The sequence below is a fragment of the Hoeflea phototrophica DFL-43 genome (assembly GCF_000154705.2).
In the GTDB taxonomy this organism is placed as follows: domain Bacteria; phylum Pseudomonadota; class Alphaproteobacteria; order Rhizobiales; family Rhizobiaceae; genus Hoeflea; species Hoeflea phototrophica.
In genome coordinates this window covers 964,186-986,633 of the sequence record NZ_CM002917.1, presented here as the reverse complement: position 1 = coordinate 986,633, position 22,448 = coordinate 964,186, and the positions used below count along the sequence as shown (strand labels likewise).

Here is a 22,448-nt window from a genome sequence, read left to right as displayed (position 1 = left end):
CACCTGCGCTTCCGCGCGCGGACGTTCTGGATGAGCAGAGTGCGACGCATATACTTGGGATGATTGGCCTGGAGCCCGCGCAGATCTCGCGGGTCGCTGCTCTCCTGTTTGGCGACGCCCCAAGCCATATGTATCGCGTGGATACGACGGCAGGTCAGTCCTTTCTGCTGAAGCTTATCGATGTCGAACGGCAGGAAGGCGTCTTGCGTGCAGAAGGCGTTGCTGCGTGGTTGGCGGAGCAGGGGCTAGATCTTCCCGCCCCGTTGCCTGGTTTTCCGCGTGAGACGCCGGAGGGCGACGTCGCGATATTGCTTCCCTTCATGAGCGGGCGGCGGGTAGAAGCATCAATCTCCGACATGCGCGCGCTCGGGAAGGCTCTCGGTGCGTTTCACCACAATCTTGTCCGGCATCCGGACCTTGGTTCCTGGCGTGACTTCACCGATGACAGGTTGAGCGAACTCAACGCTGTTCGTGAGCGCCTGGTTAAAAAACAGGGCGCCAGGCCCCAATATGCGGACCGTCTGTCCGAACTCGCCGCAGACCGATCGCTTGACTTCCGGTTTGATGCGCTTCCACGGCGTCCGCTGCATGGCGACCTGAACCCGGGCAATATCCTCATCGCTGGGGACAAGGCCGTCTTGATGGACTTCGAGGACGTCTTCCACAGTGTCTTGCCGATTGCTTTTGATCTGGCGCTGGTCCTAGAAAGATTGGTCCTGGTAAGGGTAGGGGAAGAACAGCTTGCGATAGATCTTGGCCAAGCCTTTATGTTCGAGTATTCACGAAGCGGGGGGAGTTTCGTTGACGTGGCGCCACTGTCTGGACAGGAATGGACATCCGTTCTTCGGTCCCTGGCACTTCGGTCTCTTTGTACTCTCGCATTGGGAGAAGAAAGCGGTATCCGGGTCGAAACCGGAGAATGGGAGAAGTTTTTTTATCTCGAGCAATTGGCGACAGATAAGGGACATCTGATTGAACGCATGACTAGAGCAATTCCAGCAGAAGCGGGAGCCGGCTTTGCGTCCGGAATTGCGTAGAAGCAAAGAGCATAGAGCGGTGAAGGCGATCTGTTTTCGCCGGAAATCCTCTGGAGAAATCGAGCATCTGTGAAAAAACGCCTTCTGATTACAGCGCGAGACGCCGCCGCTGCCCTGCATCTGATCGAAGTGGCCAAGGTTGCTCGGGCAAGGGATGATCTTGTTCTTGAGATTGTGACCCAATTTCCGGCGGCTAAATTTTTTCAATCAGCGGATATCCCGGTTACGACTATCGATCTTCCCGCCGGCAAGCATGCAGACACCGAGGAGGCGAAGGCCCTTCTGGCGGAAGCTGATCGTTTGCTGTCCAAATTCCAGCCCGACAGCATTCTTTGCGGACTATCTACTCCCTTTGATGCCGGCATAGACGAGGCCATCCTTGCCAGCTTCAAGGGGCCGAGTTTCGTCATGCAGGATTTCTGGGGCGAGGCCAATCTCATCCTGGGACGTCCTGCGGACATCTACCTGTCGCTCGACGAAGAGGGGGTACGCCTGAGCCGGGAACGTCACGGCTTGGAGGCGGAAATTGTAGGTTCGCCGCGCCATTCGGCATATAGAAAGCTGGACCTGCAACGAGAGCGCATCTTCACTCGTGCGAGGTTGGGCGCCGACGACGGCCAGACGGTGATTGGCTTTTTTGGCCAGGGACTCCACCATCTGGACGGGTATCGGCGAACCGTCCGGGAATGGGCAAGCGCCGTCAATCAATTTGGTTCGTCCTGCATTCCGGTCTATCGACCGCACCCGAGAGAAAGCGACGATGACTGTCAGTGGACCTGCAACACCCTTCGGGAAATGGGGCTCGATGTCCGCATGTCCGAGGAAAAGGACGTCGAGCACGCATTACTGGGTTGCGACGTGGTGTGTAGCGCTTTTTCCAACTGTACCTACGATGTGGCCTATCTCAACTACTTCTCCGGGCAACCCCTTATCACTCCGCTCTCCTTGTTTTTCGATGAGGAAATCATCGCTTATTTCCGCAAGATGGTTAGGCTCAGCGAGTTTCCGTATCTCAAGGCTGGTCTGGTCGAAGAGGTCAAGAAGGTGGGCGACCTCGCCGAAAGTCTCCGCAGCGCGGCGCAGCCTCAGACCAAGCTGCGATACTGGCAGGCGGCGCAACGCCTGCACAGTCCAATTGCGGCCCCAGGAAAGGTGTTAGAGCGTGTGCTCCAGGGCCATACGTCATGCTGATGTATGCAGAGGCCAAACGACGATTTCATTTGCTCGACTGCAGCCGGGAACCGCTGGCTCTAATCAAAGACAGTTGGTTGGCCTGGCCACCAGTTAATGAACGTGTAAGGTTGTTTTGCCTGCCCAAATCTACGCTCAAAAGCGAGCAAATGAGAACCTTACAGATCTCGGAAACCCCTCCGTGCACCAAGGTGGAACACTTGAAGGTTTTGCCATGAATGTGTCCAAATGCGTTGAAGGTATTCGCGTTGTAATCAGACTCGACCCTGTAATCAAAATACATCGGTTGGATGAGCCATCTTGGGAGAGAATTCTATTGTGAGCAAAGGGAAAATCCTCCTCGTCGCGCAGCGGCCGTCGGACTATGTAGAAATGCGTCGTGGTGCAGATGCGCTTCATCTATGCGACTACACGATTCAAATCATGTATCATCCTTGCGAAGGCCCTAATTCTGCATCCGAAGCATTGGTTCTCCAGGATGGCAAACAGGCTGAACAAGATGAAAAATTGGAGCGATTTGAGATCTTTGATTTCTTTCATATAATGGAGAAGACACCGTCAAAAAAGTCTAGAGATAGAAAATCTAGACTGGGTCCAAGATTTGTTAAATACATTGTTCTTATCCATGAAATCTTAGGTGGCATTGTAAATATTGTTAGGTATACGCGAATGTGCCGTATCTATGAAAAAAAAATCAAGGGCATTAATCCTGATTTGATAATTTTGCCGGAAGATGTTGTGGGCATAGTTTCACCGCAGATCATCAAAGCGGCGCATCGGCTGGGAATACCAAGCTTGATATTGCCTTACACGATCGCGAATCAGGAGGAGGCGTTTCGCAGCCTGAGCGCTCAACCAGCGTACCAGCGGACACATCCGGCAAACTGGGTGATTTCGTTGCTTTATCCTCGATGGGTTATGGAACGGGACGGCATTTCTCTCGTCCGTCTACCCGGTCCCCACTTATTGGGACATGAGTTCACGGGCACGACACCGCCTGACCCATGGATGATGAACAGCGGATTTGCCAATGCCATAGCGGTCGAAAACCGGGCGATGCTGGATTACTATAGGGACGCTGGCTTGCCAGATTCCAAACTGCGTCTGGTCGGTGCCGTATATGATGACTATCTTGCCAAATATCGCCTGAACAAAGAAGCTGAACTCGCCAACCTGCGACAAGAGTTGGGCTTGGCTGAGGGCAAGCCGGTCTTAACAATCGTGGGTTGCCCTGATCAGTCCAGCGGCCACCATCCCGGCGGGTTTGAGTACGAGGATATGGCGGACATGTGCAAGCATATCGCCGAGGCGCTTCAACCACTGAAAGTGCACTACGAAATCGTAGTGCGACCTCACCCCAACTTCCTCAAAATGGGCGACTTGCTCGAAGAAGCCGGTTTCAGAAAGACCACAGTGGATACGGCGCGCCTAATTGCACTGTCTGACGCCATAGTTGCCTTCGCCTCCGCAACCATTCGCTGGGCGATTGCTTGTGGCGTTCCAGTCGTCAACTATGATGTTTTTCAATTTAACTATGACGATTACAAGGGATTTGAAGGGGTCGTTCATGCAAATTCCTTGAAGGAATTCGATGATGCCTTGCGCAGATTGGTCCCGCATCAGGAGGATTTTGCATTGCTGAAGCGCAAGCAGGCAGAAATTTGCGAAGACTGGGGGCGGCTCGATGGCCGTTCGGTCGAACGGATAGTGGGGCTGATCGAAGAGTTGCGATCTGAGAAACCGGTTTCGCGTCGTTCGGCTTGAATTTGGATACATGAGAGTGACAATGGGTATGACAGGAATTGCAATAGTTGGCGCCGGGAACATGGCGCGTGAACATATCAGGGCTTTCCAATCGCTGGACGGCGTGGAAATTACGGGCATCCATAGCCGCACGACCGAGCGGGCTCAGAAACTAGCTGAGGAATTCGGCATTGCTCATATCTGCGACAGCATCCCGCAGCTTCGTGAGCAAAGCGGGGCTGATCTCGTGATAGTCACAGTCCCCGAATTGTCCGCGAACGCCGTGGCGAAACAGTGCTTCGCTCGCGATTGGGCGGTCTTGTTGGAAAAGCCGGCAGGGTATGATCTGGCCGACGCGGAAGATATAGCCGCTGCTGCTCGGGGACGATCGAAGCCGGTTCTTGTGGGGTTCAATCGCCGGTTCTATTCCAGCACCCAGGCGGTTCGCGCCGATCTGGAGAGCCGCCCGACGGAGCTCCGCTATGTCCATGTTCAGGATCAGCAAAGCTATGAAGAGGCTCGGCGCTATAACCATCCGGAAAAGGTGGTTGAGAAGTTCATGTATGCGAATTCGATCCATAACATCGACCTGATCATGGCCCTGTGCCGCGGCGAACCGGTCGAAGTTTTGCCTATCATGCCCTGGAAAGGGGAGGAAACGGAAGTCGTTCTAGTGCATATCAGGTTTGACAGCGGTGATACGGCGCTTTACGAGGGCATCTGGAAAGGCCCTGGCCCTTGGGCATGCGCCGTCAGCACGCCAAGCCGTCGTTGGACGATGCAACCGCTTGAGCGAGCGACATTTCAGAACCGCAACAGTCGCGCGCAGACACAGGTCGAGCCTGAAGCCCGGGATATCGATTTCAAGGCTGGCTTCGTCAGTCAGGCGCAGGCGGTGCTGGATGCAGTATGCGGCAAACCGAGCAACGCGATCGATATCAACGAAAGCCTGCGTACGATGCGGATGATCCACCAGATGTTTGGCGTATAAGCTGTGCAGATCGGCCTGCATGAGGAAAATGGCATGCTATGCCTGACTGGCTTCGGTCGCCCATTTGGATTGCTGAAGGACAGTTCGGGCCGCCTGCTGGTAACTGACATGAATCTTCATGGCGTGTTTCGTTTTTCCAACAATCTTGGGCAAATCGAATGGCTTGGCGGTTCAAACGACAATTGGGTCTCTTTGGGTGCGGTTCAGCGCGACCAGACCTTTGCCCAAAAGACAGCCGTTGCGCCGGGCCGCTTCAACGGCCCGCATTCGGTCTGCGAACTGGAAAGCGGTCTGCTTGCAGTGCTCACCTACTATACTCCCAGATTGTTTCTTCTCGATCGTTCAGGGGCGGCCCGTAGCGAAATCGGGCGTGGCCACTTGAAAGGGCCCGCCACCATTACCCTGGACAGCCGGGGCCGGCTTCTGGTGGCAGAGTATGCCAGCAACAGCATTCTGGCATTTGAAGGTCGTGGGGCTGCTATTGGATGCTTCTTGGGAGGCCTTGGAGGCGGTAGGGACGGTTTTCTATCCGACGCCAGCTTCTCGGCAGACCAAAAACAGGGTGCTTTTGATCGTCCTCATATGTGTCGAGAGGTGCCCGGTGGCGATCTTCTCGTTGCCGACACCTGGAACCATCGAATTCAAAGGTTCAACTCCGACGGTAAGTGGCTTGGTTACTTCGGCAAGTCGGCAGGCGGACAGCCTGGAGAATACTGTGGCCCGGTCGCCATCTCCGTCTCTCCTGACGGCTCAGTACTGATCACTGATTGGGGGAACAACAGGTTGCAGTGGTTTGACAATATCGGGAATCTGCTGTCAATGGAAGAAGGGCGGGGGCTTTCGAAACCCTATGATGCGCTTGCATTCGAGGATCAGGTGGTCGCAGCAGATTCCGAAAATGGTAGAGTCCTGCTTTGGGCGAGGTAGCTGGCATGCCCTCCGATTTTCATGCCAACTTAACCTATCATTTCCGGGACGCTAGAAAAATCATGACAACATTCATCGGAAAGGACCGGCTGGATGCGGACGACTAAATGGAAGTCAGCAGCGCTTATTGGAGCTGGACGCATGGGACGTGCTCACGCAACCGCACTTCGCGAATTGGGAGTCGAACTGACGGCCATTTGCGATTCCAACCTCAATGCGCTCGGCGAACTTGGGGACGCGTTTGGCGTTCCCAACGAAATGCGTTTCGATTCTGCAAGTAGGCTGTTTGAGCGGCTAGGTAGTGTTGACATAGTATCAATCGCAACAACAGCTGAAAGTCACAAAAACTTTACCTGTTTGGCAGCCGAAGCAAAATGCGGCGCTATTCTTTGCGAAAAACCAATGGCAACAAGCGTCAAAGATTGTGAATCGATGATCGCCGCCTGCGCGGCATCTGGAACCAAGCTGGCAATCAATCACCAGATGCGCTTTATGGATCAGTATCTGGTGGTCAAAGAGGCCATAAAAAACGGGGGCCTCGGGAAGATGGCGAGCATGACCGTCGTAGGAGGATGCTTCGGTTTTGCAATGAACGGTTCTCATTACATCGAAGCATTCAGATACCTTACTGGCTCAGAGCCGGAGTATGCGACCGCGTGGTTCAGCGACGCTACCGTGCCCAATCCGCGTGGTCCGCATTTTTTCGACCAAGCCGGCGAGATACGCATCGTGGGGACAGATGGTCAACGGCTTAATCTAATCATCGGTCCAGATCAGGGGCACGGCATGACGGTTACCTACGCCGGCGCCTACGGCCACATATTTGTGGACGAACTTCAGGGCGAAGCGATAATAACAACTCGCAAACCTGAGCACCGCGCAATGCCTGCGACACGCTACGGCATGCCGTGGGACAGAGAGACCATACACTTTCCACAAAGCGATAATGTGCAGCCGACCAAAGCAGTGCTGGCCGCTCTTGCGGCAGGTCGTAATTATCCTACCGGTGAAGATGCACGTCTGGTTGTGGCCGCACTCGCCGCCTGTTATAAGTCAGCCGAGACCGGAAATGTGGCAGTTGGCTTGCAAACATTGGATGATTTTGGTTCACGTACTTTTCCGTGGGCCTGAACTCGTATGGTAGGAGTGCCGTCATTTGAAAATATGTACATCTGGCTCAGATGAATGCTAATGTCCGTGACACTGAAAAAGCAATCGGGCATTGGGTGGCAACTCCCACGGAAGACCGATTTTGCAAAAGCTTCGCTGCAAGTATATCTGCCATAACGGCTACGATCCTCACTGTGGCTGGCTGCACCGAAACTTCGCCCAATTTCGGCGCTTGGCCCCGACGAATTAGGAAATTGAGATTCAGACTAACTTGCTTTTTGGTGGTATTTTCAATGAAATTTGAGTTTCGGATATAAGCCGCTAGAACTTGGGTGATATTGAAAATTTGCTTTCGGAACAGGCGTCCCCTTGGAGAGATCTTTGTATAATAAATTGAGGGTAGCTGCACTGATACCGGCGCGAGGGGGCAGCAAATCTGTTCCCTACAAGAATCTTTATCCGGTTGGTGGAAAGCCGTTGGTGGCCTGGCCAATCGAAACCGCGATTGCTACGCCTGAAATCGACGATATTTATGTTTCGACCGACGATGACCGCATCTCTTCCTGCGCACTTAAATACGGCGTGAGAATCCACCATCGCCCGGCTGAGCTCGCCAGTGACACGGCTTTGGTCGCCGATACCGTTCGGCATCTCTATGCAATGCTTGTCGAACAATCTGAGCAGATCGATGTTTTTGTCCTACTAGAGGCCACCTCACCTTTCAGAACACCTGAGATGATACGCCGATGCTTGAAACGCATGGTAGATGAAGATTTGGATTCAATTGCCACCTTCCACCGCGCCGAGATAAACCCTTGGCGCACGTGGCGAATCACAGACGGCGAACCCAGTCCGTTCATTCCGGATGCAATCCCCTGGCTCCCGCGTCAGCAGCTCCCTGACGCCTATCAACTCAATGGGGCGGTATACGCATTCCGACCCGGCCGATTACCTGCGGACAGTCCTCGACTTCTCTTTGGCAAGATCGGCGCCGAGATAGTAGACTCCAACGATGTAATTGACATCGACGAACAGAAGGATTTCGCCATTGCAAACGCCATACTCCTCACCCAAGACAGCGCTAAGTCTAACTAATTTATTATCTTTAGAAGGCCGTAAGGCGCTGGTCATCGGAGGCGCAGGTCTGCTCGGTGGGGAAATAACATCTGTTCTTGTCGAACTCGGCGCGGATGTAACTATTGCAAGCCGTGACGTCGATAAATGTGAAGCTTTCGCAGACGACATTCGAAGCCGATTTCCTGAACGGACCATTCATGCTGCCAGTGTCGATATTACCGATCCTTCGTCTATCAAAGGATTGATGACAACGGTTTCCGCTCTAAATGACGGTTGCCTCGATGTTTTGGTGAACTCGGGGTGGTCTGGCAGAAAAAACACGTTTGAATCCATTAATGACGAAGATTGGGATCTCGATATTGAAGTCTGCCTGAACGGCGTTTTTCGCACTATTAAGTCCTCAGTGCCAATGCTTAAGCCGACGCGGGGCTGTATTCTCAATATCGCGTCGATGTATGGTCACGTAGCTCCTGATTACAGATTATATGATAGTGAACGCTTCGCCAATCCTCCGAGCTATGGCGCCGCAAAGGCAGGAGTGATCCAACTAACGAAATATCTCGCAAGTTTCCTATCCCCCCACGGCATCCGGGCCAATTGCATTAGCCCGGGCCCCTTCCCGTTCGAGTCAACCCAGAAAGAAAATCCGGATTTCATCGATCGTCTAAAGGCGAGAAACCCGATGAACCGGATTGGACACCCACAGGACCTCAAGGGCGCGGCCGCTCTCCTCTGCACCGATGCGGGTGCTTATATCACCGGCCAGAACATCTGTGTCGATGGCGGGTGGGCCGTATGGTAACGTCGTCAGAAAGGGTGACATCGTCGTCCAATATCAGGGTGGGGATCGTTGGTCTGAGCGAAGGGAACGGACATCCGTTTTCCTTCTCAGCCATAGTTAACGGATACGACGATGACCTTTTTTCCCAGGCTGGATGGCCGGTCATTCAGAAATACTTACGGATTCAGCCAGCAGAGGCATTTGGCTTTCCAAACGTTAGAGTAACCCATGCTTGGACGCAGTTTCCTGAGACCACGGAAAAGCTTTGCAAAGCATGCAAAATTGACAAAGCGGTTGGCCGACCCGAAGAAATGCTTGGGGAAATCGACGCTCTAATCATTGGCCGGGATGACTGGGAGACCCATTTTTCTCTGGCCATGCCAGCTCTGGAACGCGGCATAAAGGTATTCATCGACAAACCACTTACCTTAAACGCCGAAGAACTGCGTCTACTGGAGCCTTACTTGAAAGCAGGTCAAATGATGTCAACTGCAGGCCTGCGTTATGCCGTCGAACTAGATCCTATTCGATACAATCCCAAACTGGTCGGAGCGGTCAAACTTATTCACGGTGCAGTGCTGAATAGCCCCGAAAGATACGGTATTCATCTGATTGATGCGCTTCTCGGTTTGGGGTACGGGGTTCCAACGCGATTGACCCGGTTAATTTCGCCACACGACTCTTTTTCCATGATCTTCGGAGAAGACGGCCCCCAGTTCATTCTCAACTGCCTTGGAGCTGTTGGGAAAACTTTCCATCTTGGAATTTATGGCGCCGCGGGCAATTTCCAGGCCGATCTCCATGACAATTTTGGCGCCTTCCGGCGAACACTTGCTGCATTTTTTACTATGGTTCAAACTGGAATTCAGCCGATTGCACCTGAGCAGACTATCGGAACAATGAAGCTTCTTATGGCGATGCAGGAAATGGGCGTGGGAGACACTCGAGCGCTGGATTGGGGCAGCCAAATATGAGTGCGCTATTCGATCTTAGCGGCAAGACTGCAATCGTTACGGGCGGTAGCGGAATTCTCGGTCAGGGCTTTTGCCGCGTTCTCGCTGAGCACGGTGCCAATGTAGCGATTGTAGACCTCAAGAAAGAAGCAGCCGAACAAACAGCAAGCGAAATTCGGGAGTCGCGTCCGCGCGGACAACTGCTTCCCCTCTCCTGTGACGTATCAAACAAGGACGACGTCAATAGGATGCTTTCGGCTGTGCTCAACACGTTCGGGTCGGTGGAGATTCTCCACAATAATGCTGCCAGCAAATCTGCCAATCTAGCCGCCTTTTTTGCGCCCTTCGAGGAATATGACTTAGCGGAATGGCGGAACATCATGTCTGTTAATTTGGACGGCGTCTTCTTGGTATCACAAGCTGTTGGCACGCACATGGCTCGAGAGGGTTGTGGTGGAAGTATCATCCATACGGCATCTATTTATGGCGTCGTCGCGCCTGATCACCGCATATACGAAGGTTCGTTCTATTTAGGACAGCAAATCAACACTCCAGCAGTTTATGCCGCCTCCAAAGCCGGCGTAATAGGGCTATCAAATTTCCTTGCAACATACTGGGCAAAGGATAACATTCGCGTCAATGTTTTGACTCCGGGCGGAATTGAAAGTGGTCAAAATGAGGTTTTTAATAAAAACTATAGCAACCGCGTACCAATGGGTAGAATGGGTCAAGCAAATGAGCTGCACGGTGCGCTTCTATATCTAGCGTCCGATGCATCTTCATATGTCACCGGACAAAATCTGATCATCGACGGTGGACTTTCTTGCTGGTGATCCATCTCGCATAAGCCTTTGTGATAGTTTTTACTTAAACAGCGATTGGTCTATATAAGACTTGAATAAATACAGCACATAATCCAGATGATATCGCTTGCACTAGAGATTGCGACGCTTGCTTATTTTGAAAGCTCACAATCAGCCTGTAATGCCAGAATTTGCGTCCTTGGTGGCTTCAAAGATTCTGCTTCGTGCCAATCTTGCTCGTAGTAGCAGGTTTGGGCGTTGACCCTGATATCTACAAAATAGTCATATTTTTTGTTCTGAACCTCTTGCGGGGCTATCACGGTGATGCCCGACATGGACACCTCGTTAACATCAAGCGTTATACCGATCAGAGAGGCATCCGAGACTTTAAGGTTGCTAAGCATTAGACGTCTAATCGGCTCTCCATCAGAAGTAGGCTCTCCGCGGATACCGAACAGAAAGCCAGCTATGGAACCATTGGCAATCTTGATGTTGTCGCCTCCATTAATATAGATCCCGGACTGGGTGCTTGATTGACCGGGTCCGGTGACTGCCTTTCCCTTCAGATTCACCTGAACATCAGAAGAATTGATGTAAAGAAAATAATCGTTGTCCCCCTCTAGTACAACATCTTCCTGCAATTCAAAACAGCCGGGCTGGTCCAGTACTGCCGTGGCGAACAGCATGAAGCAACCATTGTCGAGTTCATGCCAGTAAGGCGAAGCTCTTTTGTTGATGGGCGCCATCAGCAAAAAGGAAATGACGCCGACAGCAAAAATCGCCACGGTTGCTGCATACAGGCGTGTATTATCCGCTGCCCTGCTCATGATTTTGCGATTTCGTTACGCATAACCTCAATGACCTTAGCCTGATCGGAAGTACTCAACCCGGTAGAACAGGGCAACGTCAACACTCTATGCCAAATATCATCGCTTACTGCCATCGCGGTGGCAGGTGCGGCGGCGTAGGGTGCCTGCAGGTGGGCAGGTTTCCAGAACGGCCTGGCATCGATCCCTGCCTCACGCAGACGGGCGCGCAGATCGGGCAGATGCCCGGCAAAATCCCGGCGGAGCACGACACCTGCAAACCAGTGACCGTTGCGGACGTAATCCGGGTCCGGGAATGGCTCAACCATGTCGAGGTCGGCAAATGCATCACGATAGGCGATGGCAATGCGCCGCTTGGCATTCAGGAACAGATCCAGATTCTCCATCTGGGCGCAGCCGACCGCGGCCTGGAGATTGGTCATGCGGTAGTTGAAGCCGACCATGTCGTGATCGTAGTCGGCGCCGACGCGTGCGGTCGTGGTCAGATGCCGGAACAGCTTCGCCTTGGCCTCGTCATCCGTGACGATGGCACCGCCACCCCCGGCAGTGACCGTCTTGTTGCCATTGAAAGAAAACATGGTGAAATCCGCGCCCAGCGCGCCTGACGGACGGTTCTTGTAGCTGGTGCCGAGCGCCGCGGCCGCATCGGAGACAATCGGCAGGCCGTAGCGTTCCGCCAGAGCGACGATCGGGTCCATGTCGGCCGGGATTCCGAGCGTGTAGACCGGAAGAATGGCTGCGACGCGCTGCCCGGTCGCCCTGTGGCGCAGGATTCCGTCTTCCGCCCGTTCGGTTTCCGCCTCAAGCGTTGCCGCAAGCAGTCGCGGATCGAGTGTCCAGCTGTCGGCGGCCACGTCAAAGAGCCATGGTTGGGCGCCGCAATGGGCGATCGCGGCAACCGAGGCAATGAAGGTAAACGACGGCGCGATGACCAGATCACCGTGCCGCACGCCGGAGGCAACAAGGGCTGCGTGCAGGGCCGTGGTTCCGGCCGAGGTCGCGACCGCGTATTTCGCGCCTGAAGCTTCAGCCACCATTTCCTCGAAGCGTCCCACGAAGGGGCCGACCGTCGATACGAAGGTCGATGTGATGCATTCCTGGAGGTACTCTGCCTCGCGGCCGGCAAGGTTCGGGACGGCTAAGGGGATCATCGGCTCATACTCTAAGATCGAGTGATTTATCGCTGGATTTGTGGGTCGTGAGAAAGGACGGCTCGATCCGCGCAACCAGGTTCTTGAGGTGATCCTTGTCGATACTCGGCGGACGCGCAGCGGTAGCACCTTCACGGAAAATCGCCTCGACGTCATCGATCAATGCCGAGACAAGCCCCTTTTCGGCCGGCTTGTAGGCGATCGCCATCAGCTCGTTGAACCCCACGTCCAGCGCAGTTTCGCCTTCGGCGATGAATTCCTCGTAGGGCTTTTCGCCGGCCGTATCGAGCGGCGTCAGCAACAGCGGCCAGCGGCCTTCGGCGCGAAGCCTGCCAACCGATGCCCGCGCCTCGGCTTCGTCGGTCATGATTTCCGGCTTGAAGCCGGATTTCTCGAGAAAGCCGCTTGCCATGCTCTCAAGCAGAAGCAGGTGTTCATCCGGATTGAGCTTCGGCACGATGATGTGCTGATCCGGTCCGCAGATCGATGCCAGGGCGCAGAGCTGCCCGGATTCCTCGAGCGAGACGAAATAGCGGCGGGTGTCGCGCGGCGCGGCCAATGGCTGGCCTTGCTGCAGTCGCCGCTCGAAGCTCTGCAGCAGCGATCCGTTGGAGAACGCAACATTGGCAAAGCGCGCGGATGTAATGGTCGCTTCCAGTCCTTCGGCCGCCTCGCCGCTGAACATGACGTGTTCCATCAGCCGTTTGCTGGCCCCCATGAAGGAGCTGGGGTTTGCGGCCTTGTCCGTCGAAACCGAGAAGAAGCGTCCCGAGAATCCGGTCTCCTTCAACCAGCGCAGCAATTGCGCCTGCTTGCGGAAATTGGTGTCGAACATCTGCAACATGGAGAAGACGTCCTTCTCCGAGCGGACATGCTTGATGGCGGCGAAGTTAAGGACGATGTCATAAGGCGCCTGCTCGTGAATAAGCAGCCGCATCGCCGGAGAGCCATAATCCAGCGGCAGGGTCCGGAAATCCTCGACGGCGAGCGCCTGTTCACGCGAGCGGAGGGTGCGCACCAGTTCGGCAAGCTCGTTTTCGTTCTGGTCGACCACATGCAAGGATGCCGGTTCATAGCCGGCAAGCACTTCAACGGTCGAGGAGCCAATGGAGCCGGCTGCGCCGATCGCCAGAATCCGCCGCCCCTTGACCCGTTCCTCCAGTGTACTCGCAAGCTTCCGGAGGTCACCGGAAAACAGTGGCGTCGATCGTCCGGTGGCGAGGCTGGCGAGTGTGTTCGGCACGAATTCACCTATTGCTTAGTGTTTACGCGAGCGCGTGCGCTCAAGTGGTGGAGCCGGTGTCCGGAGATCCCTTTCCGCCGGCCACGGCGGAGAACGTGTTGTTGGCGCGCTCGAGATCGTCCGGCCGACCAATGTCGAGCCAGTGTTCGCGCACCGGGAACGCCACAATCGGCTTGTCGAGATCGATCAGGCGGTCAAAGAAGCTGTTCATGTCGAAAAACTCGTCAGACGGGACATGATCAAGCACCTCCGGCTCAAACAGGTAGATACCTGCATTTACCAGGAAGTTGCATTGCGGCTTTTCACTCAGTCCGGTGATGCGCCGGTCCCGGACATCAACGACGCCGAAGGGGACCTCATAGCTGAAGTTGTTGACTGCCATGGTCGCCAACGAGTTGTTTTCCTGGTGAAAACTGCGCATCGCCATCAAATCGACGGAGGTCAGAATGTCGCCGTTCATGACAAAAAACGAGGTTTCAGGCCGCTTGTCGAGCAGAGAGAGGGCACCAGCTGTTCCCATGCGCTTGTTCTCGCGCACGTAGGTGAATCTCGCGCCGTAGCGCGATCCGTCACCCAGATGCTCCTCAAGCATATGGCCGAGGTAATTGACGCACAGCGTGATGTTGGACAGCCCCTGCGCCACCAGCCGGTCGACGATCGTGTCGATGAGCGGCCGGCCGCCGACCGAAATCAGCGGCTTGGGAACTTTCTCGGTCAGGGGACGAAGACGGGTTCCCAGACCTCCGGCCATGATCACCACCTCGTTGAGATGGCTGGACTGCTGCTCGAGCATCGGCAGATAGGCAAGGTCGCGGACCCGCCCCTCGTCATCGACAATCGGCATGTGGAGGATTTGCTCATGCCGCAAGCGGCTCAACAGTACCTGCTTGTCGGATCCCCAGTTGGCAGTCCGCGGCTTGGCCTGCATGAATTCCCGAATCGGTGTCTCAAGACCATGCCCCTGTAGCAGGGACCGCCGTATGTCGCCGTCAGTTACCAATCCCAGCAGCCGCCGGCTGTCATCAATGATGATCGCGATTTTCAGCCCGCTGGTATCGATTGCCTCGATCGCGGCGCGCATCGGCTGGTCAGGAAGCAACAGAACTTTTTCTATATCGACATACACGGTATTCACCTACCTAGCATTTTTGCGCCCGCGATGCGCCCCATCCATCATTTCCGGTCTGCAGCACGTCTTCAACGAGTGCGTCGAAGACTCTGAAAAGCCGCGGATGCAGAAAGCATTCATTACCTTCAACCCGTTTGACTTGCCACCCCCTTTGTTGCCGCTTTTGTATACATGAAGAACAAAAACCGCTGCTGCTGCGATTGCAGCAATGCTCATCCGCGGGAACAACTATCGAGAGGCCGGGACGGCAGAGGGGCGCTGGCCAAAGGCCGGGCGGATCGCGCCGCCTGACCCAGTCGACAGGCGCATTTTCCTTTTCGTCAGCGGCGCCATACCCGGCGATTGACATAGTCGGTATAGCTCATGACGATCCGGACGATCTTGTCGGACACATTAGTGGGCAGGTAGTCATTGGGTATCCTGAGGCTGCGGTCCTCGCCGCGAGGCTGCTGTTCGAGAATATCGAGCGCCTGCAGGATCCGCTCGGAATCAAGCCCGACCATCATCACCGACGCTTCCTCGAAGCCTTCCGGTCGTTCGTGCACTTCACGCATATTGAGCGCCGGAAAATTCAGGATCGCACTTTCCTCGGTGATGGTTCCGCTGTCCGACAGCACGGCGCGAGCCCGGATCTGCAACTGGATGTAGTCGAGGAATCCGAAGGGCTTTTCGAACCTGACCAGCGGATGGGCCGCCAGTCCCAGTGCATCCAGGCGATTGCGCGTGCGCGGATGAGTAGAAACGATCACCGGCTCGCCGTTACGCTCTGCCAGGCCATTGACGATCCTGATGAGAGCCGAGAGCCGTTCCGGGGCGTCGACATTTTCCTCCCGATGCGCGCTGATGACGAAGTAACGCCCCTGCTCTAGGCCGAGCTGCGCCAGAACGTCGGATTTCCGGATATCCTCGAGGTAATGCTCGAGCACTTCTCCCATCGGGCTTCCGGTAACAATCACCTGGTCGGGGGGGAAACCTTCGCGCAGCAGATATTGGCGCGCAATCTGGCTGTAGGTCAGATTGATGTCCGAGACATTGTCGACAATCTTGCGGTTGATTTCTTCAGGAACCCGCTGATCAAAGCAGCGATTTCCCGCCTCCATGTGAAAGACCGGTATCTTGCGCCGCTTGGCTGAAATGGCCGCGATGCAGCTGTTGGTGTCACCCAGCAATAAGACGGCGTCGGGCTTGTGTCTTTCGAGCGCAGCGTCCGACTTGACAATGACATTGGCAATGGTCTCGGCGCTACTCTGACCTGCGGCCTCAAGGAACTCGTCAGGACGGCGAATGTTCAACTGGCCAAAGAAGATCTCGTTAAGTTCGTAGTCATAATTCTGGCCGGAGTGGACAAGCACGTGTTCGAAATGCTGGTCGAACTTGGCGATGATACGTGACAGCCGGATGATTTCCGGACGCGTTCCGACGATAGTCATAATCTTGAGCATGGGTTTCCCTGGGGCTTTCGATTTGCTACCAAACTGCAGATGTTGAACGCCATGGTAAGCCCCTTTGCGGCTTCTTCTTGTTTCATGCCATATCCCTGTATTGCAAGCACACAACTAAAAAAGTGAGCCGCGCTAGGTTTGTTTGGCCCCTGGAAATTTTCGCTTACGCTGGCCCAAAATTGGGTAGACCTTCAAAACGTATCAGCCTTTCTGTGTCACGTGGTCCGGCTCGCAGGTTCACTCCCATAAGGGGTCGATATTCATTGCTGTCTAAAACCGTTGCGCAAACTTAACCGTAAATGCGTAACGGCTCATATGTTGTGACAATTTTCTTATCGGAAATTGGCTTGCGCACGAACCAAACTCCTTTACTCTCGCCTGCAACTCGTTCGGGTTTGGTTGGCTGTCCGGCAAAGAACTCATCCACTGCCAGCGAAGCTCCAGGCCATTTTGCTTGGGCATAGTCATCAAACACGATCACGCCGCCAGGGACCAGCTGATCGTAGAGGACATTGAGGCAATCAAGGTGCGATTCGTAAAGGTCGCAATCGATAAAAATGAAGCAGTATTCGCGAGGTGTTAGCTTTGGCAAAGTGTCGGAAAAAAAGCCTTTAACAATGTTGCCTCTGATGCCATAGACATCAAAAAACTGTGTGAGCCTATAAGGCACATCAAGTGCATGCTTAAATTTTCGGCGAATCTTGAAGCGGAAACGGAACGGCCCAAGGTCGGAGTCCAGAATACGGTCTTGCGGGAAACCTTCAAAACTATCGCAGGCAAAGAGGTTCTTTGTCGGGGCGAGGTCACGCATTCGTCTGCCTAAAAGACGTGTCGTGTTGCCGCGATAAACACCGCATTCGATCACATCCCCATCAAGCTTAAGACTTTCCTCGAACAGCTTCATGAGCGGGTTCTCATGACATGCGACATCGAGCTGTTGCCAGTATTCAGCCCTTCCAGCTTCGGTTTCCATCAGCCTTGCGATCTGATCGTCAAGTCGAATTCTTTGACGATCAATCCGCTTCATAATTGAAGCCCGCTCGAGCATATATTTTCCGCGCCTTAGGAATCGAAGGCCCATCTCCCAATAATTCAAATTTTCGCATCCGTTTTTGGCTCTGATACAAATGGATCTAGTTTTGTTAGACCGCTGATGTGTGGACAGGTGACCTTCACACATCTGTTCCTTGGTTGGGCCGCTTCCACCTACGCAATATTTGTTGCAGGGGAAGCTTGCCACTGGCTGACCACCCGCTGGGTCTGGGGCCGCGAATTTCCGGCTCCCAAAATAAATCTGAAAATCCGACAAGCGCCGTCCGTGATTCTATCTCCAAACTCCGCCGGAGAAGGTCTATCCATTTGGTCGCGGTTTGCGGCCTTTGAATCGTGGTCCAGCAAATTGTCTTGCACGACTGTCCCCCAGGAGTGTATGACAATTGTCTTACAAGAACTGAGGTGATCCGTTTTTTCCTAATTATTTCAGAGCTTTGAGATAGGGTAGAAAACCCTTAGCTGGGAATCCAGGTTCCCCAGCCACTCTTTTCAAGTTTTTGATCTGATTTACTTTCTCGCTCGGATTGCAGCTATATTTCAATGGCTTGCAAGCGCACTCGTGTGACTGAGACCGGATATTTGGCTTTTCCCGGCCCCTGAAACGCCGAAAGTCTCAGTCGGCCAATTTGGGGCTGACAGTTTGCCGAAAGAGCATCACCAGGCCATCGGGGTTCTTGGGGTATTTGGGGTTTGGTGCTCAATCAGAGAGTCGCAAGGATGCGCCGTTGGGCCGGTAGTGTCCGTACACGTGGTGTAATTTCATCGGCATTGCCGGTGTAATCTGGGTGGCCATCGAGGTGTATGGTCGAGGTGGAGTTAGCAGCTTCAACTACGAGCCACACGGAGACCCCGATGACCAAGACCAATATGGACCTTTCAGAGCTTCTGCAAAAGCACGATCAGGGCGACTTGCTGCGCTCGATTGCCGAGGCTGTTCTTCAGCTGATGATGGAGAGCGATGTCGACGGCCTGATCGGCGCAGGACGCCACGAACGGGCCGAGCAGCGGACGACCTGGCGCAATGGCTACCGTGACCGTTGTCTCGATACCCGATTGGGGACGCTGAACCTGAAGGTGCCGAAGTTGCGGCAGGGCACCTATTTCCCCGGCTTCCTCGAAGCCCGCAAGACCTCTGAGCAGGCTCTGGTTGCGGTGATACAGGAAGCCTGGATTGGCGGAGTGTCCACAAGGCGGGTGGACGAACTGGTTCAGGCTATGGGGCTGAGCGGCATCTCGAAGAGCACGGTGTCCAAGCTGTGCAAGGACATCGACGAGCGGGTCGGCGAGTTCCTCAATCGCCCGCTCTCCGGCGAATGGCCCTATGTCTGGCTCGACGCCACCTACCTCAAGCAGCGCCAGGGCGGTCGGATCGTCAGCGTGGCCGCCATAATCGCTGTTGCCGCCAATACCGAGGGCCGCAGGGAAATCATCGGCCTTGGCGTCGGCCCCTCGGAAGCTGAGACCTTCTGGATGGACTTCCTGCGCTCGCTGAAGGCCCGCGGTCTTGACGGCGTGAAGCTGGTGATCAGCGATGCCCACAGCGGCTTGAAGGGCGCGATCTCCCGGGTCTTCGAGGCAACCTGGCAGCGGTGCCGCGTTCACTGGATGCGCAACGCCCTGGCTCATGTCTCAAAGGGCCAGCACACGGTCGTCGCGGCCGCCATCCGGCAGGCCTTCGATCAGCCAGACCGCAAGCATGCAGGCGAAACATGGCAACGGGTCGCAGATCAGCTCCGCCCGAGATGGCCCAAGCTCGCCGATCTGATGGATGTCAGCGAAAACGATGTGCTGGCCTACATGGCGTTCCCCCGCCAACACAGGACCAAGCTTCACAGCACCAATCCGATCGAGCGGCTGAACAAGGAAGTGAAACGACGTGCCGACGTCGTCGGGATATTCCCCAACGAGGCCTCGATCATGCGTCTCATAGGCGCGGTGTTGTTCGAACAGAATGACGAGTGGCAGACTTCAAGCCGCTACATGATGGTCGAAGCCTTCGCCCAGATCGACAAGGAGGAGATCGACCCCATCCTCAGCATAACAATGAAAGCCGCCTGATCATGACCTCAGGCCATCTGGAAAATTACACCACCTTGACGGACGTGACCGTTGGGCCTGCCAGTCCGAGGGCAGCGGATTGATGCCAAGCCATTTCGCGGTAAGGCCATCGGGCTGGTCACCCTGGACGATGAGCTTGACGATGTCCGGGGCGAGGAAGGCCAGGTCGATCACCTGCATGATCCGTCTCTTGGAGAGGTTTTCGCTTTCCGCGATCTCCTCAAATGTCTGACCGTTCTTGATCGCGCTGTAGTACTGATGCGCCTTGGCGATGCTGCGGATCAGGTTGGTGTCGGCTGGTTTCGAAGTGTCCGACCCGATCGTGAGTTTCGTTTCAACTCCACGCTTTCTGAACTGGAACGGCAGTCTGAGCACCAGACCATCCGGGTTCAGCTCGTCTTCCGAGATCTCTATTGTGTCGGCGATCGCCTCTGGATTGAGGCTGATCTCGATTGCACCTGGCCTGACGGTTCCCTTTTCGATGCAGGACAGGATGCTGTTCGGACCTTTTGTGCGCGACTGCGCATCAAGCAGATCGAGGTGGTTGCCGATCTTTGAAAGTGCATCAGCTGCGGGATTGATCAGGAGATCGACCGGGAGCCGGTTGCGAAGGTGGGACAAGGTTGCCTTGGCGATCTGATCTTCAAGCGCCTTGGCTGGCAGCCTCCAGCCACCGGTCTTCCTGTTGCTACCGTCTTTCCCGGCAGTGTTGTGCAGGCGGTTGGAGACATAATAACGGTAGCGCTTTCCCTTCTTGCTGGCATGACTTGGGGTGAACTTGTCACCGGTCTCATCAACAAGCGTGCCGGCAAGAGGACTGATGATTGACCCATCCTTCCCCTCACCACGCTTTCGGCCGGCACTTTCCTTCATATGCTCCTGGACCCGAACCCAAACATCCGGATCGATGATTGGCGGATGCTGCCCCTCGTGGATTGTCTCCTTATGCCGGATGCGACCGGCATAGACCGGGTTGGTCAGCAGGTAGTGAAGTGCTGCGCGCTCGAAAGGGACACTATAAGCATCAGGGTTGGTTGAAGGCGTTGTGGCATCGCTTCTGTTTTCGTCAGGCCACATGTTAGCCTTCTTCTGCTTCCTCAACTTTACCTTGCCGCGCAGCCGCAGCCGGTTGGCGTGATCCACCACCGCGAGGATCGAACGATGCTTAAGGTAGAGATCATAGAGCGTTCTCACCGTCTCAGCTTCTTCCGGTACAATCTTCAACGTTCGCCCATCCGGCTCATAGCCTAGCGGGATCGTGCCTCCCATCCAGAGCCCCCTCTTCTTGGAAGCCGCGATCTTGTCCCTGATCCTCTCCGCCGTGACTTCGCGTTCGAACTGGGCGAAGGAGAGAAGCACGTTGAGCGTCAACCGCCCCATGCTGGTCGCGGTGTTGAAGGATTGTGTCACGGAGACAAACGACGCATCGGCTGCATCCAGCCGATCGACCAGCTTGGCGAAGTCTGCAAGCGATCTCGTCAGCCGGTCGATTTTGTAGACGACGATCTGGTCGACCAACCCCTCATCCACATGCTCGAGGAGTTTCTTGAGCCCGGCCCTTTCCAACGTACCACCGGAGATGCCGCCATCATCATAGTGCTCGGGTAATGCCACCCAGCCCTCATGCTTCTGGCTGGCGATGTAGGCGGCACAGGCTTCCCGCTGGGCATGGAGGGAATTGAACTCCTGGTCTAGTCCCTCTTCCGATGATTTCCGTGTGTAGATGGCACAGCGGATCTTCTTCATGGTCTACCCCAATCCGAAGAAGCGCGGACCCGACCAATGAGCGCCCGTAATCTTCCTGGCGATGGCGCTGAGCGACCGATACCGTTTGCCATCCATCTGGAAGCCATCGTCCAGAACCTCAATCTGATAGGTCCTGCCGTTCCACTCGCGGACCAGATGGGTTCCGGGTCTGAGCGTGGATTGGAGAGCCGGTCTAGGACGACCTCCCCCTTCGGATGTTCTTTGATCGGCCTTCAAAGCGGCTTTGAGGGCCTTTCGAACCGCCGTTGAAGGGCCACCATGGGTTTTCATCTGTGCTTCATATGCCAGCGCGCTGCGCATGAACTGCACCGAGACATACTTCAGCGACTGACCTCCCATCGTACGCCGCCATTCGTCGATGCAGTCCTCGCGAGACATTGTTTCGAAGCGAGCGATCTTGACAAACTCCCCTGCCCTTGCCGCCCGATTCATGACGACGCCTCGGCGGCATCGGCTTCATTCTCCTTCGAGTTGGCATTGATCGCGTAGACCATCTCGCCGGTCTTTGGGGACTTCGACGTCACGATCTCATGCCCACGTTTGCGCAGACCCGAGATTGCAGCGCGCACAGTATGGGCCTGCCATCCCAGCCGGTCCGAGATCACCGAGACCCGCACGCCATTCGGCTTCGACAGCAGGGCCACCAACTGATCTTGCTTGCTCTTGGCGCCTTTGTTGCCCGACTTCGCTGAAGTGGCCCCACGCTTCCTTTTCGACGCATTCGCTGTCGCGGCGCCCGGGAGCGCATTCTGGTCTGCGTCATTCTCGATCTTCTGCGTATTCATCGTGATCTCACTCAGGTTCCAGGACCGGAACATCCGGCCCCGCACTGAGTGAAGCCCGCTATGCGGGCAGGATCAGCAGCGACACGATTTCGCTGACCCGACATCAGGAATGCTTGCTTTGACGTGGAAGTCCAGTGGGAGTTCCGAAAGGTTGCTGAGCGGAGAACCCAGGGGTGGCCGTCGCTTTCAGAACGACCGCAATACGCCCCCGAAACGGTCACCCGCGTAACGGGACTCTAATACCGAAAGCGGTCATTCGCTTCATACCCGGTTGATGTCCTTAAAGGGCGGGAAGCGGTCGTTTGCTGCGCTCCGAGCGAGCGGCTGCGTTGCGGACTCTACCGCCGTTCAGTGGATTGTCATCAAGGTCCGCTTTGTTC

The 22,448-nt window shown here is 55.1% G+C and carries 20 protein-coding genes; 11 read left to right on the top strand and 9 right to left on the bottom strand.

From position 1 onward, the window contains the following. Positions 1-59: 59 nt before the first annotated feature. The 10 genes from HPDFL43_RS04640 (at position 60) to HPDFL43_RS04595 (ending at position 10,643) form a co-directional block, all read left to right on the top strand. The gene (locus HPDFL43_RS04640; RefSeq protein ID WP_007196105.1) at positions 60-1,037 is read left to right on the top strand and encodes a phosphotransferase enzyme family protein; all 978 of its coding nucleotides are present in this window, start codon (positions 60-62) and stop codon (positions 1,035-1,037) included. Between the two features lie 69 nt (positions 1,038-1,106). Beyond that, the gene (locus tag HPDFL43_RS04635) at positions 1,107-2,228 is read left to right on the top strand and encodes a hypothetical protein (protein ID WP_007196104.1); all 1,122 of its coding nucleotides are present in this window, start codon (positions 1,107-1,109) and stop codon (positions 2,226-2,228) included. A gap of 318 nt (positions 2,229-2,546) precedes the next feature. Then, entirely contained in the window at positions 2,547-3,992 is a 1,446-nt protein-coding gene (locus HPDFL43_RS21870; RefSeq protein ID WP_156970191.1) for a glycosyltransferase family protein, read from the top strand. A gap of 22 nt (positions 3,993-4,014) precedes the next feature. Continuing rightward, positions 4,015-4,962 carry a Gfo/Idh/MocA family protein gene (locus HPDFL43_RS04625; protein ID WP_007196100.1) on the top strand — a complete coding sequence of 316 codons (948 nt, stop codon included), beginning with the start codon at positions 4,015-4,017 and terminating at the stop codon, positions 4,960-4,962. Positions 4,963-4,965: 3 nt separating this feature from the next. Continuing rightward, positions 4,966-5,889: an NHL repeat-containing protein gene (locus tag HPDFL43_RS04620; RefSeq protein ID WP_007196099.1), complete on the top strand. Its 924-nt coding sequence runs from the start codon at positions 4,966-4,968 to the stop codon at positions 5,887-5,889. 93 nt (positions 5,890-5,982) lie between these two features. Beyond that, a complete protein-coding gene (locus HPDFL43_RS21255) occupies positions 5,983-7,020 on the top strand; it encodes a Gfo/Idh/MocA family protein (RefSeq protein ID WP_084594568.1) in 1,038 nt (345 codons plus the stop codon). A gap of 360 nt (positions 7,021-7,380) precedes the next feature. After that, on the top strand, positions 7,381-8,094 hold the full coding sequence (locus HPDFL43_RS04610; RefSeq protein WP_040449068.1) for an acylneuraminate cytidylyltransferase family protein: 714 nt from the start codon (positions 7,381-7,383) through the stop codon (positions 8,092-8,094). Beyond that, on the top strand, positions 8,048-8,878 hold the full coding sequence (locus HPDFL43_RS04605; RefSeq protein ID WP_040449066.1) for an SDR family NAD(P)-dependent oxidoreductase: 831 nt from the start codon (positions 8,048-8,050) through the stop codon (positions 8,876-8,878). The genes HPDFL43_RS04610 and HPDFL43_RS04605 overlap by 47 nt, the downstream gene beginning before the upstream one ends. Continuing rightward, positions 8,872-9,831 carry a Gfo/Idh/MocA family oxidoreductase gene (locus HPDFL43_RS04600; protein ID WP_156970190.1) on the top strand — a complete coding sequence of 320 codons (960 nt, stop codon included), beginning with the start codon at positions 8,872-8,874 and terminating at the stop codon, positions 9,829-9,831. Before HPDFL43_RS04605 ends, HPDFL43_RS04600 begins: the two co-directional genes overlap by 7 nt. Further along, on the top strand, positions 9,828-10,643 hold the full coding sequence (locus tag HPDFL43_RS04595; protein ID WP_007196092.1) for an SDR family oxidoreductase: 816 nt from the start codon (positions 9,828-9,830) through the stop codon (positions 10,641-10,643). The genes HPDFL43_RS04600 and HPDFL43_RS04595 overlap by 4 nt, the downstream gene beginning before the upstream one ends. A gap of 122 nt (positions 10,644-10,765) precedes the next feature. Here HPDFL43_RS04595 and HPDFL43_RS04590 read toward each other — a convergent pair whose 3' ends face one another. The 6 genes from HPDFL43_RS04590 to HPDFL43_RS21250 all read right to left on the bottom strand — a co-directional run bounded on the left by HPDFL43_RS04590 (position 10,766) and on the right by HPDFL43_RS21250 (position 17,453). Then, positions 10,766-11,440: a right-handed parallel beta-helix repeat-containing protein gene (locus tag HPDFL43_RS04590; RefSeq protein ID WP_007196091.1), complete on the bottom strand. Its 675-nt coding sequence runs from the start codon at positions 11,438-11,440 to the stop codon at positions 10,766-10,768. Then, positions 11,437-12,591, bottom strand: a complete 1,155-nt coding sequence (locus tag HPDFL43_RS04585) for a DegT/DnrJ/EryC1/StrS family aminotransferase (RefSeq protein ID WP_007196090.1) — start codon at positions 12,589-12,591, stop codon at positions 11,437-11,439. Before HPDFL43_RS04585 ends, HPDFL43_RS04590 begins: the two co-directional genes overlap by 4 nt. A gap of 4 nt (positions 12,592-12,595) precedes the next feature. Beyond that, positions 12,596-13,834 carry a polysaccharide biosynthesis protein gene (locus HPDFL43_RS04580; protein WP_007196089.1) on the bottom strand — a complete coding sequence of 413 codons (1,239 nt, stop codon included), beginning with the start codon at positions 13,832-13,834 and terminating at the stop codon, positions 12,596-12,598. Positions 13,835-13,874: 40 nt separating this feature from the next. Further along, the gene (locus tag HPDFL43_RS04575; RefSeq protein WP_052093155.1) at positions 13,875-14,960 is read right to left on the bottom strand and encodes a nucleotidyltransferase family protein; all 1,086 of its coding nucleotides are present in this window, start codon (positions 14,958-14,960) and stop codon (positions 13,875-13,877) included. Positions 14,961-15,283: 323 nt separating this feature from the next. Then, positions 15,284-16,405 (bottom strand): non-hydrolyzing UDP-N-acetylglucosamine 2-epimerase, encoded by a 1,122-nt coding sequence (wecB, locus tag HPDFL43_RS04570; protein ID WP_007196087.1) that lies wholly within the window; start codon positions 16,403-16,405, stop codon positions 15,284-15,286. A gap of 289 nt (positions 16,406-16,694) precedes the next feature. Next, positions 16,695-17,453: a TylF/MycF/NovP-related O-methyltransferase gene (locus tag HPDFL43_RS21250; protein WP_007196086.1), complete on the bottom strand. Its 759-nt coding sequence runs from the start codon at positions 17,451-17,453 to the stop codon at positions 16,695-16,697. 857 nt (positions 17,454-18,310) lie between these two features. Between HPDFL43_RS21250 and HPDFL43_RS04560 the strand changes: the two genes are divergently transcribed. Then, positions 18,311-19,516 (top strand): IS256 family transposase, encoded by a 1,206-nt coding sequence (locus HPDFL43_RS04560; protein WP_007196085.1) that lies wholly within the window; start codon positions 18,311-18,313, stop codon positions 19,514-19,516. On the opposite strand, the gene HPDFL43_RS04555 is transcribed toward HPDFL43_RS04560, so the two are convergent. Genes HPDFL43_RS04555 through HPDFL43_RS04545 form a run of 3 tightly spaced genes read right to left on the bottom strand, consistent with a single transcriptional unit; the run spans position 19,517 to position 22,068 of the window. After that, the gene (locus HPDFL43_RS04555; RefSeq protein WP_007196084.1) at positions 19,517-21,262 is read right to left on the bottom strand and encodes a recombinase family protein; all 1,746 of its coding nucleotides are present in this window, start codon (positions 21,260-21,262) and stop codon (positions 19,517-19,519) included. Between the two features lie 3 nt (positions 21,263-21,265). Further along, on the bottom strand, positions 21,266-21,715 hold the full coding sequence (locus HPDFL43_RS04550) for a DUF2924 domain-containing protein (protein WP_007196083.1): 450 nt from the start codon (positions 21,713-21,715) through the stop codon (positions 21,266-21,268). Further along, entirely contained in the window at positions 21,712-22,068 is a 357-nt protein-coding gene (locus HPDFL43_RS04545; RefSeq protein ID WP_040449631.1) for a DUF3489 domain-containing protein, read from the bottom strand. Before HPDFL43_RS04545 ends, HPDFL43_RS04550 begins: the two co-directional genes overlap by 4 nt. Positions 22,069-22,448: the final 380 nt, after the last annotated feature.

Excerpts from the sequence above, each read along its gene's own strand:
- HPDFL43_RS04640 (WP_007196105.1), top strand. The coding sequence starts at position 60 with ATGATTGGCCTGGAGCCCGCGCAGATCTCGCGGGTCGCTGCTCTCCTG.
- HPDFL43_RS04625 (WP_007196100.1), top strand. The coding sequence starts at position 4,015 with ATGGGTATGACAGGAATTGCAATAGTTGGCGCCGGGAACATGGCGCGT.
- HPDFL43_RS21255 (WP_084594568.1), top strand. The coding sequence starts at position 5,983 with ATGCGGACGACTAAATGGAAGTCAGCAGCGCTTATTGGAGCTGGACGC.
- HPDFL43_RS04600 (WP_156970190.1), top strand. The coding sequence starts at position 8,872 with ATGGTAACGTCGTCAGAAAGGGTGACATCGTCGTCCAATATCAGGGTG.
- HPDFL43_RS04595 (WP_007196092.1), top strand. The coding sequence starts at position 9,828 with ATGAGTGCGCTATTCGATCTTAGCGGCAAGACTGCAATCGTTACGGGC.
- HPDFL43_RS04590 (WP_007196091.1), bottom strand. The coding sequence starts at position 11,440 with ATGAGCAGGGCAGCGGATAATACACGCCTGTATGCAGCAACCGTGGCG.
- HPDFL43_RS04585 (WP_007196090.1), bottom strand. The coding sequence starts at position 12,591 with ATGATCCCCTTAGCCGTCCCGAACCTTGCCGGCCGCGAGGCAGAGTAC.
- wecB (WP_007196087.1), bottom strand. The coding sequence starts at position 16,405 with ATGCTCAAGATTATGACTATCGTCGGAACGCGTCCGGAAATCATCCGG.
- HPDFL43_RS21250 (WP_007196086.1), bottom strand. The coding sequence starts at position 17,453 with ATGCTCGAGCGGGCTTCAATTATGAAGCGGATTGATCGTCAAAGAATT.
- HPDFL43_RS04560 (WP_007196085.1), top strand. The coding sequence starts at position 18,311 with ATGACCAAGACCAATATGGACCTTTCAGAGCTTCTGCAAAAGCACGAT.
- HPDFL43_RS04555 (WP_007196084.1), bottom strand. The coding sequence starts at position 21,262 with ATGAAGAAGATCCGCTGTGCCATCTACACACGGAAATCATCGGAAGAG.
- HPDFL43_RS04550 (WP_007196083.1), bottom strand. The coding sequence starts at position 21,715 with ATGAATCGGGCGGCAAGGGCAGGGGAGTTTGTCAAGATCGCTCGCTTC.
- HPDFL43_RS04545 (WP_040449631.1), bottom strand. The coding sequence starts at position 22,068 with ATGAATACGCAGAAGATCGAGAATGACGCAGACCAGAATGCGCTCCCG.